Raw genomic sequence first — 14,743 nt, 5'->3', positions numbered from 1 at the left:
GAATCAAGTTCAGCATGACGGTGCGGCAATAATCATTTGTCAGTAAGCAATGTTCATTCCTAGTATGAGATTTCTGAATTGCTCTGTTTCTTCGAAATGATAAATATTTTCTAAAGTTACGATGATTTCATAATTGCATACTTTAGTAAAAAGTGTTTTCAGATAAAATTCGGACTTTATTTTATTATTTGCCTGTAAAAACTATATTTGTTAAAACAATGTGAAGCCCTCTATGCGATTTAAATCCTTTTTGTTTTTATTCGCTGCAATACTAGCCTTAACCTCATGCGTATCTACCAAGCAGATGTCTTACCTTCAAGAATATGAAGGTGATGTAGATAGTATCATCCAGGTACAGCGATTGCGCAAACCTTACCGTATCCAAACAGGTGACCTTTTAAGTATTAGAGTGAAAGCTCTTGATCAGGATATTGTTGGGATGTTCAATCCCATAGGTAGTGAGAATCCAAACGCAACTACTGAAGAAGCAGTATATTTTGATGGGTTTACCGTAGATGATCATGGAAATATTCGGGTACCCACGATGGGAGAGATCAACGTTTTAGGATTTACCGAAAAAGAAGTGCGAGAAAGAATAGAGAAAAAGTTACTCGAAGAATATTTTAAAGAAGAGGCAAATATATTCGTGACCGTAAAACTTGCTGGTATACGATACACTACACTGGGAGAAATAGGGCAGGGAAGCCAGGTGATCTATAAAGAACAGGTATCTATTATGGAGGCTATCGCCAATGCTGGAGGAATTTCAGATTATGGAGACAGGGAAAATGTACAGATCATCAGGCAATATCCGCAGGGAGAAGAAGTGCATACCATAGATGTTACCAATATTGATGCTTTAAGCAATCCCTATTATTATATTCAGCCAAATGATATGATCGTGGTAAATCCTTTGCCTAGAAAGGCTTTAGGTTTGGGTACTACAGGACTCGAAGTTTTTAGAACTGTGGTTAGTTTGGTTACCCTGGCGACTTCAATTTATTTCTTAACAACAAGGTAATGGCGCACGAAGATGATCATATATCAGACGTAGGTTCTACCTTTGATTTTAAGGGTTTTATCTTAAAGATTATTAGTTACTGGAAACTAATCCTTTTATCTGTTGGTATAAGCTTAGCTGTTGCATATTATAATAATGTTAGAAAATTACCGGTGTATCAGCTGGGTAATACTATATCCATTAAAGATGATCAAAATCCGTTTTTCACTTCCAATACCAGTTTAACTTTTAACTGGGGAGGGACTTCAGATAAGGTAAATACTGCCATGACGATCTTAAGGTCAAGATCACATAATGAAGCAGTGGTTGAAGAATTACAGTTTTATATAAATTATCTGGAAGATGGAGAGTATCAGCGGGTAGATGCTTACGGAAAAGCACCTTTTAAAATAATCGCGGACAGTGCTGCTTTTCAGGCAAATAACGTAACGCTGGAAATAAAAATGATAGATGAGCTCAGGTTTAATTTGAAGACTCAAGTGCCTGCTAATTTGTCAAGAACCAATTATCAAACTCAGGAAACTGATAATAGAACTGTAGAGGCCAGAGAATTTGACAGAAACTTTAAAATCGGGGAATATTTAAACCTTCCTTTTTTTACCGGATATTTGGAAAGGACCACGAATGCCTTGCAAGCAGGAAAAGTATATTATATAAGTTTTTTAAATTTTAATGGTGCAGTAGGGAGATATCGCGGGGTTAATATCCAGCCTCAATCCAATGGATCTTCTGTATTAAATCTGAGTCAGGTTGGTCTGAATAAATCCAGACTGGTAGATTATCTGAATGGCTCAGTGGCTGTATTGAGTAAAAATATGCTGGAGCGAAAAAATCTATTTGCAACCAAAACCATTCGGTTTATAGATAGTAGTCTGGCAGTGCAGGCTGAGCAATTAAAAGAAGTTCAGGATGAGCTGAATAATTTTCGCAATAGCAATACCATATTAGATATTTCTGCGGAAAGTTCAGAGTTGACAGGAAAGTTATCCAACCTTGATGCTCGTAAGGAAACAATTAGAAGACAATTAGCCTACTATGATAATTTAGAAGATTATCTTCAAACAAGAGAAGATTATTCCAATGTGCCAGCTCCTTCGGTAGCCGGTATTTCAGAAGGAAGCATTGCATCTGGCGTCTCTAAGATCATTCAACTTGCCGAAGAGCGCAGTAACTATCAATATACTTTAAAAGAAAATTCACCGGTATTTGATGATATAGATCGTCAAATTAATACAATTAAATCCATTCTTTTAGAGAACATTAGTTCGTCTAAAGGTCTTATAAGGTCAGAATTAGCCGATGTAAACTCTCAAATTTCCAGATTTGAACAGGAGGTACGGAAACTCCCTCAGGAAGAGCAGGACTTACTTAAAATTCAAAGAAAATATGCTATTAATGAACGTACCTATAATATGTTCCTGGAGAAACGAAGTGAAGCAGGACTTATTAAAGCAGCAAATGTAAGTGATGTTTTAGTTATTGATAAAGCGAAAGATACCGGTGGTGGAAGAATTGGGCCAGATACCCAGTTAAATTATGTAATGGCCGTGATGGTTGGAGGTTTAATACCATTGACTTTCGTTTTCCTATTAGTATTTCTAAATACCAATGTTCATAATGCTCAGGAAATTACCAGGTTGTCCCCTATACCAATATTGGGGTTGATAGGTAAAAATAAAATGGATGGAAATCTGGCTGTATTTAATTCTCCAAAATCATCTATTGCAGAAAGTTTCAGAGGTTTAAGATCCAGTTTACAATTTATGTATAAGAGACAGGGTGTTACAGGCTCAAAAACAGTAATGATCACCTCTTCTGTATCGGGTGAAGGAAAAACCTTTTGTGCCATGAATCTAGCCACGGTATTTGCATTAAGCGAAAAGAAGACCGTGCTGGTAGGGGTGGATCTTAGAAAACCTAAGATATTTGATGATTTTCAGTTGAATAATGATCTGGGTATCGTTAACTATTTAATAGACCAGGCCTCGGCTGAGGAGATCGTGCAAAAAAGTAAAATCCCGTATTTAGATGTAATTACCTCAGGACCTGTGCCGCCTAATCCTTCTGAATTGCTTCTATCAGAGAAAATGGATAAGTTAATTGAAGATCTTAAGCAGGATTATGATTACATAATTCTGGATACTCCTCCAATTGGGATGGTAGCTGATGCACTTAATTTAGTTAAGCATGCCGATGCAACTTTATATATGATACGGCAGGATTATACCAAAAGAGGGATGTTGGAAACCATCAATCAAAAATACGATAAGGGAGAGATCAAGAATATCAGTTTTGTTTTAAACCATTTTGTGCATAGTGCGAAATATGGTTATGGCTATGGTTACGGATATGGTTACGGTTATGGATATGGTTATAATCGTTATGCTAAAGGTTATTATGGAGCTGCACCTTCTCGCATGTCTCAGCTCAAGGATTCATGGAGGAAATTTATGAGGAATTTTGAATAGAGTTTTTTAGTGAATGGTGAATAGTGAAAAGTGAAAAGTGGAGAGTGAAGGTTGAATGGTGTTTTTTCGTGAGTAGTAGTGAATAGAAGGTTATATGGATCATAAGGAGTTGGATGTTTGGAAGAAGAGTATTGAACTGGTTGAAACTATCTACAAAATTTCTGCTGAATTTCCAGCTTCTGAGATTTATGGATTAACAAATCAAATTAGGCGGGCTTCGGTTTCAATTTCATCTAATATCGCCGAGGGAGCTGGTCGTAATAGTGATAAAGAATTACTATATTTTCTGAACGTAGCTTTAGGTTCACTTGCAGAAGTAGAAACGCAAGTGGAAATTGCTTTACGCCTTAATTTTATTTCTACTGCAGATTCCATTTTTAAGCAAATAACAGAAGTTCGCAAATTGATTATAGGTTTTAGAAATTATATTAATAAAAAATCTAATCACTAATCACTAATCACGATTCACTAGAAAGAATGAGCGAAGCGAATAACAAAGATTGGCTATACGAGATCACTCCAAAGCGGAAGCTGATCGACCTTAATTTCAGGGAGATCTGGCGGTACCAGGATTTACTAATACTTTTCGTTAAGCGAAATATTGTAACTGTTTATAAGCAGACCATTTTAGGGCCTCTCTGGTATTTTATCCAACCCATGTTTACGGCGATCACTTTTACCCTTGTTTTTAATAATATCGCTAATATTCCCACGGGAGATGTACCTCCATTTCTTTTTAATCTTGCAGGGATTACGGCCTGGAATTATTTTAGCCAGTGTTTCACTGGAACCTCTGATACCTTTCGGGCAAATGCCGGTATTTTTGGTAAAGTCTATTTTCCAAGGGTTATTATGCCATTATCTAATGTGATCACCAACCTGTTTAAATTTGGGATACAAATGGGAGTGCTTTTCATTGTTTATTTATATGTGATATGGAGCGGAACAGAGATAAGCCCGAATTCAAACCTTCTCTTATTTCCCGTATATGTTTTAATGATGGCTCTTTTAGGACTGGGGTTAGGAATGACTATTTCAGCATTTACAACTAAGTATAGGGACTTAAGCGTTTTGGTGGGATTTGCGACTTCACTGCTCGTTTATTTTTCGGCGGTGCCTTATCCTCTAAGCGAAGTTTCCGAGAAAATGCCGGACTGGGCATGGGTGGTTAAATATAATCCCCTGACTCAGATCATCGAGGGCTTTAGATATATGATCCTTGATACCGGTATTTTTACCTGGTCGGGATTCTTTTATACCCTTATCATTTCAATAGTATTATTCCTTTTTGGACTTATCATATTTAATAGAACAGAAAAGAATTTTATCGATACTGTTTAATAGTGAAGAGTGAAGGGTGAAGAGTGAGGAGTGAAAAGTGAATAGTGAGGAGTGAATAATGAAGAGTGAAATGTGAAAAACGGGTGGGAAGTTCACTGTATTCTTTAAAAGAAGGATTTCTAAAATTATTTTTAGACAACAGACCTCCCTATAATAAAGTTATAGCGGGCAAACAACAAACAAAAAATTCAATATGGCTAGAGCCAAGGACATACCTCTTTTCTGGTGGAGCGAAATCCGACTTATGGGCAAGCAAAGAGAGAATTATGGAGATTTGCTTTCCAAATATCTAGTAGAAAAGATATCAGGAAGACCCGTTAAATGGGTGCACCCTAAAAAGAAGGCCTGGTATAAACTAAACAAAACTCATTATCTTGCTGCAGGAAGTATTCTAGCTCAGGCTACCAGCGATAGTATAGTATGGGGTAGTGGTATTGTAGACCGAAAGCTTAAAATTGCAAATTCAAAGTTTTATGCGGTTAGAGGACCAGAAACCAGAAAATATTTAATAGAACAGGGATTAGACTGCCCCGAGGTATATGGAGATCCGGCAGTTTTATTGCCCGATTTCTATGCACCCAAAATTGAAAAGAAATATGAATTGGGGATTATTCCTCATTACGTAGATTTTAAAAAGATCTCAGCCGAATATCAAAACGTGGAGAGAGTTAAGATAATAGATATGATGACGCTGGACATTGAAAAAACTACTGATGACATCCTGGCCTGTGAAAAGATCATCTCCTCTTCCCTGCATGGGGTTATCGTACCACATACTTATGGAATCCCGGCTATATGGATGCAGTTCTCCGATAAAGTTTTTGGAGACAACATTAAATACAAGGATTATTTTAAGTCGGTAGATATTTACAATTATAAAATTCCAAAATATCGTTATGGGATGAAGATAGACGATTTATTAGATTGTTTTGAAAAAGATCAGGTTTTGCCAGATTCAGACCGGATTAAAGAACTAAGAAACGGCCTTATTAATAATTGCCCGTTCAGAAATAGTAATATTAACAGTTAATGGATAGGGTTTCAAGAGATAATAAAGAAAAGAACCGGCAGCATTATAATAAATTATATGCCGATTATTCTATTAGGAATATTTTGATCTGGTTAAAAGATTTGGATAGTTTTCTTGATGGTGCCTGTGCTACAGAAACCAGCTGGCATGCTCTTTATCAGGATGGCTTTAAGGATAGACTTGAGGATAAGAAAGTAATGGAAATGGGATGTGGAGATTGTGTAAATGCCGCAATGATGGCGGGACTGGGTGCAGAAGTTTATGCCAATGATATTGCCGAGGCTAGTGGGGAGATTATCAATAAATTAAACCAGGCCTGGGAATTTAAGTATCCCATAAAATTTGTGAAAGGCGATTTTCTCAAAAATAATCTTGAAGCCGGAAAGTTTGATTTTGTAGTGGGAAAAGCATTTTTACATCATTTAACTCTACCAGAGGAAAAAGAATTTTTAAGAGAAACTGCTCGTCTATTAAAACCTGAGGGAGAAGCACGCTTTTTTGAACCGGCGGTAAATAGTAGGATACTGGATGAAATTAGGTGGATGATCCCTGTAAAGGGAAGACCTTCAAAGTTGAACAGGAAGAAGTTTATAGAATGGAAAGAGAATGATCCTCATCCCGATAGAAGTTTTAGTTCTTTACACTTTAAAAATGTGGGTACAGCATTCTTTAAATTTGTTAAGATAAAACCTGTAGGTACTCTTGAGAGATTCAACAGACTTATTCCAAGGGGTAAACATAATATTAGATACCGTAGATGGGCTTTTAAAGCCGAGCAGAATATTCCCCTGCTAATAAATACTTATCTTACCAGGAGCCAGCTTATAGTATATAAAGAACCTTTGCAATGAGTATAATTTTAAAAGCTGAAAACATTTCCAAGCAATACCGCCTTGGTACCGTTGGTACTGGTACACTGGGGGATGATCTAAAGAGATGGTGGTATGGTATACGAGGAAAAGAAGATCCTTTTTTAAAGGTAGGAGCGGTTAATGAACGCAACAGCCTGGCGAATGAAGATTATGTATGGGCGTTACGAGATATTAATTTTGATGTAAAACAGGGAGAAGTACTGGGAATCATTGGTAAAAATGGCGCCGGTAAATCAACCCTGCTTAAACTCCTTTCCAGGGTCACCTCACCCACTACGGGAACTATAAAAACCAAAGGCCGTATTGCTTCACTTTTGGAGATAGGAACAGGATTTCATCCTGAGCTTACCGGTAGAGAGAATATATTTATGAATGGAGCCGTTTTGGGAATGACCAGGATGGAAATAAAAAATAAACTGGAAGAGATCATCGCTTTCTCCGGTTGTGAAAAGTATATAGATACACCGGTTAAACGTTATAGTAGCGGAATGACCGTACGACTGGGATTTGCCGTTGCCGCACACCTGGAGCCGGAGATACTGGTAGTAGATGAGGTACTTGCGGTAGGTGATGCCGAATTCCAGAAAAAAGCCATAGGTAAAATGCAGGACCTTTCTACCGGTGAAGGCAGGACGGTGTTATTTGTTAGTCATAATATGGCAAGTATTCAGAATCTATGTACAAGAGTAATGCTTTTAAGAAATGGGTTGAATGAAAAAATTGGTTTTACTGATGACGTGATTAATTATTACTTGGAGAAATTCAGAAATACTACTACCTCTAAGGATTTAAACGAAAGGTTAGATAGAAAAGGCAATGGGATGTTAAAGTTTCTTCGTTTTTCTTTCGAAAATGAAAATGGTAGAGAAACAAATGCCTTGCAATCTGGTAGGAATTGTCATATGAATATTGAGATCATCAACACTACCAGAAAAAAAATAAGTAATGTAAGAATTTCGGTAGGTATTGATGATAATCAATCAAGGCGAATTACCCTTTTAGATAATACACTGACAAACTTAGATATTGAATTCAAACCTATGGAGTTCAAAATTATTAAAATAATAATACCAAAATTACCTTTGCAAGGTGGACAGTATTACTTTACTCTATTTTCGAGTATTGATCAAAATATTGCAGATTGGATCATTAATGCCGGAGGATTTGAAGTTGAATTTGGAGATTATTTTAACACAGGGAAAATAGTGGACTCCACCCAGGGAAATTTTTTAACCCACCATAAGTTTTCAATTATTTCTGGATAGTTCAAATTATATTTAGATTATGATAATTAGTAGATTAAAAAATCTTGTGAAATTTAATAAGGCTCAAAATAAAAAGATTATAGAGCAAAATAGCGAGATAATTCTGCAAAATAAAGAACTTATATGGGCGCATATATTTCACGATGCTATTAAAGGCAGAACGGAACTGGTAAATCTTCCGTTAAACGTGGGGAGATGGGCTGGAAACTACACTCTATTTTATATTTTATTTAGGATATTAAATGACTATAAACCAAAAAAAATATTAGAATTAGGATTAGGAGAATCAAGTAAGTTTATTTCCGTATTTATAAAAAATTATCTAAAAGATTCTATGCATTTGGTGATAGAGCAAGATGAAACTTGGAAAGATGATTTCTTAACTAAATTTAATCTTTCTAAAAACTCTGAAATAATAATTTCTCCTTTAAAAAAAGAAATAGTGAGAGATAATAATGTAAAGGTTTATAAATCGCTAGGTAAAGGAACGAATCAAAAATTTGATTTTTATTTTATTGATGGACCTCACGGGAGTAAAAAATTTTCCAGATATGATGCATTTAAGATTGTTAGAAGACTAGAGGCAGAAGACGATTTCTTATTATTATTGGATGATTATGATAGAGTGGGTGAGAAAGAAACCGCCAATTTGATTTTTAAAGAACTTCAGAAAAAAGGGATGGAATTTCACAAAGCTGAATATCATGGTATAAAAAGCATTTTAATTATTGGTTCTTCTCGTTATAAGGAAATTACAAATTTTTAATATTAGAAAACCATTATGTTGGCTCCGATTTTATTATTTGTTTATAACCGTCCCTGGCATACGCGACAAACTTTAAATGCATTAAGTTCTAATTTACTTGCTGATGAAAGTATTTTATATATCTACAGTGATGGACCAAAAGAAGATGCAAACCAGGTGGATTTAAATAAAATTAGGGAAATTCGAGATTTAATAAATGAAAGATCCTGGTGTGGAGATGTAAGAGTTATTGAAAGGTCAGATAATTTAGGATTAGCAAATTCAATAATTTCAGGTGTCTCAGAAATTATCAATAAGTACGGCAAAGTGATCGTTTTAGAAGATGATATTTTAACAGGTAAATATTTCTTGCAGTTTATGAATGAAGCTCTCGAAGTCTATGAGTATGAAAAAAAGGTTTTCGGAGTTTCTGGCTTTAAGTATCCTTCTACTAAAAGAATTAAAGATTCTACCTATTTTTTACCAATTGCTTGTTCCTGGAGTTATGCCACATGGAAAGACCGTTGGGATAAAGTAAATTTTGATGGTAAAAAGCTATTGGCGGAAATCGAATCTAAAGGCATTCAAAAGGAACTAGATTTTGGAGGAATTGAATTTTATTCAATGCTAAAAGATCAAATTGAAGGAAGAGTCGATTCCTGGGCAATCCGCTACTATGTATCTATGTTTTTGGAGAATGCGTACTTTTTTTATCCCAATTTATCATTAGTTAGTAATATTGGGTTTGACAATAGTGGTGTTCATTGCGGTACAGATCAATACTTCTCAAAAAATCCACATAGCCTAAAAAATATAAATGTTGTACATACCGAAGTAAAACTTAAACGTTCAATTATTAAAATTATAGCTGATAGTTTTAATAAAAAAAATACAAAGGAATCAAGATTAGGGTTATTCAAGAAAAAATTGAACCTATTTTTAAAATTTAGAAAATATTAGAAATGCTTAATTTGATTGATAGTAATGATTGAAAAAATCAAAAGAAAGATGAGGAAATATATATCTCAGAGTTTAAGGGATATTACTCTAGGCGTTGCTAATAATGGAAACCTTAATAATAAAATATTAATCCAGAATGGTAAAATTTGGTCTTCACTATTAAAAGAGAAAAATATAGAAACCTTAAACGATGCTGAATTTAAGGTTTTTTCTCAGTGGGGAGATGATGGAATCATTCAGTATCTTATCAATCATCTTTCAATTGAAAATAAATCATTTATAGAATTTGGCGTGGAAGATTATCAGGAAGCTAATACCAGATTTTTATTAGTTAATGATAATTGGTCTGGTCTCGTTCTGGATGGGAGTTCAGAAAATATCTTAAAAATAAAGAAAGACGAAATATTCTGGAAATATGATTTAAGAGTGAAAAACGCCTTTATAACGGCTGAAAATATTAATGAAATAATAAAGGAAGAAGGTATTGAAGGTGAGATTGGAATATTACATATAGATATTGATGGGAATGATTACTGGATCTGGAAAGCTTTAGAGGTTGTAGATCCCATTATAATGATTGTTGAATACAATAGTGTGTTTGGAAGTAAAAGAGCTATAACAATACCTTATTCAGATGATTTTTATAGATTTAAAGCACATTATAGCGGTTTGTATGCTGGAGCTTCACTAAAGGCATTGTGTGATTTGGCTGAAAAAAAAGGATATGATTTTATTGGTTGCAATAGCGCCGGTAACAATGCATATTTTGTGAAAAAAGGATATTGTAAGGATTTAAAAATTTTGGATCCGGAAACTGGATATATAGAATCTAAATTTCGGGAGTCCAGGGATGAAAACGGTAAATTAAATTATAAAAGAGCAGGAGACAGAATTGATGTAATAAGGGATATGCCCATTTATAATACAGAAACCAACCAAATAGAAAAAATATAATGGGAGAATTAAAATATCCAGTTTACCAGCCCAGCTTAAATGGTAATGAAAAGAAATATGTGAATGAATGTTTAGATTCTACATGGATCTCGGGTAAAGGTAAGTTTATTGATAAATTTGAAAAGGATTTCGCAAAATATATAGGTTCTAATCATGCAGCCGGTGTTTGCAATGGCACAGTAGCCTTACATCTGGCTCTTGAAGCATTGGGTATAGGAGAGGGGGATGAAGTAATTGTGCCTACGCTTACTTACGTAGCTTCAGTAAATGCTATAACCTACACCGGCGCCAAACCTGTTTTTGTAGATTCTTTAGAAAGCACCTGGCAAATAGACCCTGAAGATGTTATAACTAAAATCACCTCGAAAACTAAAGCAGTTCTTTGTGTTCATTTATATGGTCATCCCTGTGAAATGAAAAGTCTGGTTGAAATATGTGAAAAGCATGGTCTATTTCTGGTAGAAGATTGCGCAGAGGCCATTGGTTCACAATATGATGGAAAGCACGTTGGGGTCTTTGGGGATGTTGCTACGTTCAGCTTTTACGGAAATAAAACCATTACCACCGGTGAAGGAGGTATGGTAACGACAAATGATGAAACTCTTTATGAGCGAATCATTCATTTAAAAGGTCAGGGGCTTGCAAAATATAGAGAATACTGGCATGATGCTATTGGTTATAATTACCGGATGACGAATATATGTGCCGCCATTGGCCTTGCCCAGTTAGAACGTATAAACTCTATAATTGAGAAAAAAATAGAAATTGCTAAATGGTACCGAGAGGAATTCAAAGAAAGTAATTTTGAATTTCATATTGAAACCAAAAATGTTGTTCACTCTTACTGGATGTGTACTATTTTGCTGCCGATGGATGTTGACAGGCGTGAATTGAAAGAATACTTACTAAATAACGGAATTGAAACCCGACCCATGTTTTATCCTGTACATACTATGCCGATTTATGCACAAAAATATGAGAAGCATAAGGCAGCTGAAGCCTTGGCTCGAAGAGGGATAAATCTTCCTAGCTATCCAGGTCTTAAAAAGACAGATATTCAAGAGATAGTAGGTTATATGTTTTCTTATCAAAATTTAAAAAATGGATAATAAATTTTCTGTTATTGGTTCCGGAGGGCATAGTAGATCTGTAATAGCTCTTTTGAAAGATCAGGGTTTTGAAGTGGACGGGATTTATGATGATTCTTATAAAGAAGAGGAGAATGAGGTAATAAATTCAGTAAAACTGGTTGGTAAGATTCAAGATTATATTGGTAGTTATAAGGTAGTTCTTGCTGTTGGAGATAATATGATAAGAAAGGAATTATTTAATAATTTTTCGAAACAGATCTATTCCGGTAATATATTTCACTCCCGGTGTTTTCTTGAAAGTTCTTCAATAATAGGTGCATCCAATTTAATATTTGGAAATGTACTGATAAATGCTAATGCAGAAATAGGGGATAATAATATAATAAATACAGGAGCCATTCTGGAACATGAAGTACAAATTGGCTCCCATAATCATATTTCTGTAGGCTCTATCATATGCGGTAGGGTAAAGATTGGGAATGGTTGTTTTATAGGAGCCGGAGCAGTTATAAATGATCAGATTTCTATTTGTGATGGAGTTACCGTTGGTTCTAATTCTGTTGTAATAAACTCTATAGAAGAACCAGGGATATATGTAGGCAACCCCGTTCAAAAAATTCATAACAAACCGAAAACAATAAATGAGTAATATATTAATAAACATTCCACAAATAAATAAAGCATATGGGGGGTTTATCAATATTCTATCGCTTTGATAAAAATCCTAGCAGATAGTAATTTATCTCATGATTTTTTCATTTTTTGCCATAATCCCGATCCAGCCATTATTGAAATAATTGATAAATACCCTAATTTTCATCATCCAAAACCACCCAATCTTTTATACGTCCGCGCAGAAACCTTTTTTCATACCTTTTTAAATAAACTGTATAAGCGAGTTAAAATAAAAAAGAGGTTTTATAGAGAAGACATGTATGATTGGCTGGTTAAAAATTTGAATATTGATATTATTCATAGCCCTTATCAGGTTAATATAAAAAAGGATGGTGTAAAAAGTATTACCACCTTACACGATGTTCAGGAACTACATTTTCCTGAATTTTTTACTTCGGCACAAAGAGCCCAGCGTGCCGTCAATTACAAAAAATCGATTGACGAGGCGGATGCCGTAATAGTAAGTTATAATCATGTAAAAAAGGATATTATTAAATATTTTAATAAGCATGAAGAAAAGGTGCATACAATATTGCTGGACATGCAAAAATTGTGGTTTGAAAAAATAGAAAATATCGACCTAGTTAAACTTAATGAGAAGTACGAGCTTCCCACGAACTTTATTTTATACCCCGCATCATCATGGGAGCATAAAAATCATTTAAAATTAATAGAAGCTCTGAAATATCTGAATGCTCCTGAAATCCAACTAATCTGCACAGGTAATTTAACTGATCATTTCCATAATGACATTTTACCTGTGATTGAGAAAAATAATCTTTCGAACCAGGTAAGATTTTTGGGTATAGTTTCAGATGAAGAGTTATTGAAATTATATAAGACTTGTCGTGCCGTTATTGTTCCAACTTTATATGAAGCCGGAAGCTTTCCGCTTATGGAAAGTATTTTATTAAACGTGCCAGTGATTTGTTCTAATGTAACTTCGTTACCTGAAACTATCGAGGATGATAGGTTCACTTTTGACCCGCAGGATGTGGAGGACATGGCTCAAAAAATAAACCTAATCTGGAGTGATGATCAATACAGGGAATTAAATTTAAGTAGAATAAAAATTCAGGCAGAAAAATTAAGATTTAATAATGCAGGGTTAAAAATTAATAAAGTATATGAAACTTTATCAAAGGTTTAAATATGAATGATATTCGTAAAATTAAAAAAGCACTGATAACCGGAATTACAGGACAGGATGGAGCTTACCTGGCAGAATTTCTACTGGACAAAGGATATGAAGTTCATGGTATTAAAAGGAGGAGTTCCTCTTTTAATACGGATAGAGTTGACCATCTGTACCAGGATCCTCACGAAAAAAATATTAGATTTAAACTTCATTATGGTGATCTAAGTGATTCTATGAATCTTACCCGTATCATTCAGGAAGTACAACCAGATGAGATCTATAACCTGGGAGCAATGTCCCATGTAAAAGTAAGCTTCGAAACCCCCGAGTATACCGGAAATGTTGACGGGCTGGGTACGCTTAGGATTCTGGAAGCAGTTCGATTACTTGGGCTTACCGAAAAAACAAAGATCTACCAGGCTTCAACTTCAGAGTTGTATGGGAAGGTACAGGAAGTTCCGCAAAATGAAAAAACGCCGTTCTATCCTAGAAGTCCTTATGGAGTAGCTAAATTATATGCCTATTGGATGACCGTGAATTACCGTGAAGCCTATAATATGTACGCCTGTAACGGAATTTTATTTAATCATGAATCTCCATTAAGGGGAGAAACATTTGTTACCAGAAAGATCACGCGAGCAGCGACCCGAATTGCTTTAGGGATGCAGGACACCCTGTATTTAGGGAATCTTGATGCCCGCCGGGATTGGGGGCATGCTAGGGACTATATAAGAGCCATGTGGTTAATGCTGCAACAGGAAGAGCCAGATGATTACGTGATTGCCACAGGAGTAACTACTTCGGTAAGAGATTTCGTAAAGATGGCATTTTCTGAACTTGGAATTGAACTTAAGTTTGAAGGACAGGGAATTGAGGAAATTGCAAAAGTGACGTCATGCTCCAATCCTGAATTTCAGCTTGCGGAAGGAAATTGTGTGCTTAAAATAGACCCAGATTATCACCGACCAACCGAAGTGGACCTGTTAATTGGGGATGCATCTAAATGCAGGGAAAAACTGGGCTGGTCACCTGTATATAGCTTGGAGGACCTGGTAAGAGAAATGATAAAGTCTGATTTGAAACTCTTTCAAAAAGAAAAGTACTTGAGGGATGGAGGTCATGACACTTTGAATTATAATGAGTAAGTGAAGAGTGGAGAGTGTATTGTGAATAGAAAAATAAT

General features: G+C 35.2%; 14 protein-coding genes. All 14 read left to right on the top strand.

What is annotated here, in order from left to right; all coding sequences use genetic code 11:
* Positions 1-232: 232 nt before the first annotated feature.
* The 14 genes from BLT95_RS06380 (at position 233) to gmd (ending at position 14,705) form a co-directional block, all read left to right on the top strand.
* The gene (locus BLT95_RS06380; protein ID WP_089665283.1) at positions 233-1,021 is read left to right on the top strand and encodes a polysaccharide biosynthesis/export family protein; all 789 of its coding nucleotides are present in this window, start codon (positions 233-235) and stop codon (positions 1,019-1,021) included.
* Entirely contained in the window at positions 1,021-3,489 is a 2,469-nt protein-coding gene (locus BLT95_RS06375) for a tyrosine-protein kinase (RefSeq protein ID WP_089665282.1), read from the top strand. The genes BLT95_RS06380 and BLT95_RS06375 overlap by 1 nt, the downstream gene beginning before the upstream one ends.
* A gap of 94 nt (positions 3,490-3,583) precedes the next feature.
* Complete coding sequence (locus BLT95_RS06370) at positions 3,584-3,940, top strand: four helix bundle protein (protein ID WP_089665281.1); 357 nt, start codon at positions 3,584-3,586, stop codon at positions 3,938-3,940.
* A gap of 26 nt (positions 3,941-3,966) precedes the next feature.
* The gene (locus BLT95_RS06365; RefSeq protein ID WP_089665280.1) at positions 3,967-4,830 is read left to right on the top strand and encodes an ABC transporter permease; all 864 of its coding nucleotides are present in this window, start codon (positions 3,967-3,969) and stop codon (positions 4,828-4,830) included.
* A gap of 193 nt (positions 4,831-5,023) precedes the next feature.
* Positions 5,024-5,860 carry a polysaccharide pyruvyl transferase family protein gene (locus BLT95_RS06360; protein ID WP_089665279.1) on the top strand — a complete coding sequence of 279 codons (837 nt, stop codon included), beginning with the start codon at positions 5,024-5,026 and terminating at the stop codon, positions 5,858-5,860.
* Positions 5,860-6,711, top strand: coding sequence for a class I SAM-dependent methyltransferase (locus tag BLT95_RS06355; RefSeq protein ID WP_089665278.1), 852 nt, complete (start codon positions 5,860-5,862; stop codon positions 6,709-6,711). The genes BLT95_RS06360 and BLT95_RS06355 overlap by 1 nt, the downstream gene beginning before the upstream one ends.
* Positions 6,708-7,997 (top strand): polysaccharide ABC transporter ATP-binding protein, encoded by a 1,290-nt coding sequence (locus BLT95_RS06350; RefSeq protein ID WP_089665277.1) that lies wholly within the window; start codon positions 6,708-6,710, stop codon positions 7,995-7,997. The genes BLT95_RS06355 and BLT95_RS06350 overlap by 4 nt, the downstream gene beginning before the upstream one ends.
* A 19-nt stretch (positions 7,998-8,016) precedes the next feature.
* On the top strand, positions 8,017-8,763 hold the full coding sequence (locus tag BLT95_RS06345; protein ID WP_089665276.1) for a hypothetical protein: 747 nt from the start codon (positions 8,017-8,019) through the stop codon (positions 8,761-8,763).
* A 15-nt stretch (positions 8,764-8,778) separates the two neighbouring features.
* Positions 8,779-9,702, top strand: coding sequence for a hypothetical protein (locus tag BLT95_RS06340; RefSeq protein WP_089665275.1), 924 nt, complete (start codon positions 8,779-8,781; stop codon positions 9,700-9,702).
* 24 nt (positions 9,703-9,726) lie between these two features.
* Positions 9,727-10,656, top strand: coding sequence for a hypothetical protein (locus BLT95_RS06335; protein ID WP_089665274.1), 930 nt, complete (start codon positions 9,727-9,729; stop codon positions 10,654-10,656).
* Entirely contained in the window at positions 10,656-11,765 is a 1,110-nt protein-coding gene (locus tag BLT95_RS06330; RefSeq protein WP_089665273.1) for a DegT/DnrJ/EryC1/StrS family aminotransferase, read from the top strand. The genes BLT95_RS06335 and BLT95_RS06330 overlap by 1 nt, the downstream gene beginning before the upstream one ends.
* Positions 11,758-12,396 (top strand): acetyltransferase, encoded by a 639-nt coding sequence (locus BLT95_RS06325; protein WP_089665272.1) that lies wholly within the window; start codon positions 11,758-11,760, stop codon positions 12,394-12,396. Before BLT95_RS06330 ends, BLT95_RS06325 begins: the two co-directional genes overlap by 8 nt.
* A gap of 63 nt (positions 12,397-12,459) precedes the next feature.
* Positions 12,460-13,572, top strand: coding sequence for a glycosyltransferase family 1 protein (locus BLT95_RS06320; RefSeq protein WP_089665271.1), 1,113 nt, complete (start codon positions 12,460-12,462; stop codon positions 13,570-13,572).
* Between the two features lie 2 nt (positions 13,573-13,574).
* Positions 13,575-14,705 carry a GDP-mannose 4,6-dehydratase gene (gmd, locus tag BLT95_RS06315; RefSeq protein ID WP_197676994.1) on the top strand — a complete coding sequence of 377 codons (1,131 nt, stop codon included), beginning with the start codon at positions 13,575-13,577 and terminating at the stop codon, positions 14,703-14,705.
* The last annotated feature ends 38 nt before the right edge of the window (positions 14,706-14,743 follow it).

Source organism: Gramella sp. MAR_2010_147, assembly GCF_900105135.1.
Classification (GTDB): Bacteria; Bacteroidota; Bacteroidia; order Flavobacteriales; family Flavobacteriaceae; genus Christiangramia.
The sequence above is the reverse complement of the archived record's forward strand: the minus strand, read 5'-3'. Positions and strand labels throughout refer to the sequence as shown.

Excerpts from the sequence above, each read along its gene's own strand:
- BLT95_RS06370 (WP_089665281.1), top strand. The coding sequence starts at position 3,584 with ATGGATCATAAGGAGTTGGATGTTTGGAAGAAGAGTATTGAACTGGTT.
- BLT95_RS06350 (WP_089665277.1), top strand. The coding sequence starts at position 6,708 with ATGAGTATAATTTTAAAAGCTGAAAACATTTCCAAGCAATACCGCCTT.
- BLT95_RS06345 (WP_089665276.1), top strand. The coding sequence starts at position 8,017 with ATGATAATTAGTAGATTAAAAAATCTTGTGAAATTTAATAAGGCTCAA.
- gmd (WP_197676994.1), top strand. The coding sequence starts at position 13,575 with ATGAATGATATTCGTAAAATTAAAAAAGCACTGATAACCGGAATTACA.
- BLT95_RS06325 (WP_089665272.1), top strand. The coding sequence starts at position 11,758 with ATGGATAATAAATTTTCTGTTATTGGTTCCGGAGGGCATAGTAGATCT.
- BLT95_RS06365 (WP_089665280.1), top strand. The coding sequence starts at position 3,967 with ATGAGCGAAGCGAATAACAAAGATTGGCTATACGAGATCACTCCAAAG.
- BLT95_RS06335 (WP_089665274.1), top strand. The coding sequence starts at position 9,727 with ATGATTGAAAAAATCAAAAGAAAGATGAGGAAATATATATCTCAGAGT.
- BLT95_RS06330 (WP_089665273.1), top strand. The coding sequence starts at position 10,656 with ATGGGAGAATTAAAATATCCAGTTTACCAGCCCAGCTTAAATGGTAAT.
- BLT95_RS06380 (WP_089665283.1), top strand. The coding sequence starts at position 233 with ATGCGATTTAAATCCTTTTTGTTTTTATTCGCTGCAATACTAGCCTTA.
- BLT95_RS06360 (WP_089665279.1), top strand. The coding sequence starts at position 5,024 with ATGGCTAGAGCCAAGGACATACCTCTTTTCTGGTGGAGCGAAATCCGA.
- BLT95_RS06355 (WP_089665278.1), top strand. The coding sequence starts at position 5,860 with ATGGATAGGGTTTCAAGAGATAATAAAGAAAAGAACCGGCAGCATTAT.
- BLT95_RS06375 (WP_089665282.1), top strand. The coding sequence starts at position 1,021 with ATGGCGCACGAAGATGATCATATATCAGACGTAGGTTCTACCTTTGAT.
- BLT95_RS06340 (WP_089665275.1), top strand. The coding sequence starts at position 8,779 with ATGTTGGCTCCGATTTTATTATTTGTTTATAACCGTCCCTGGCATACG.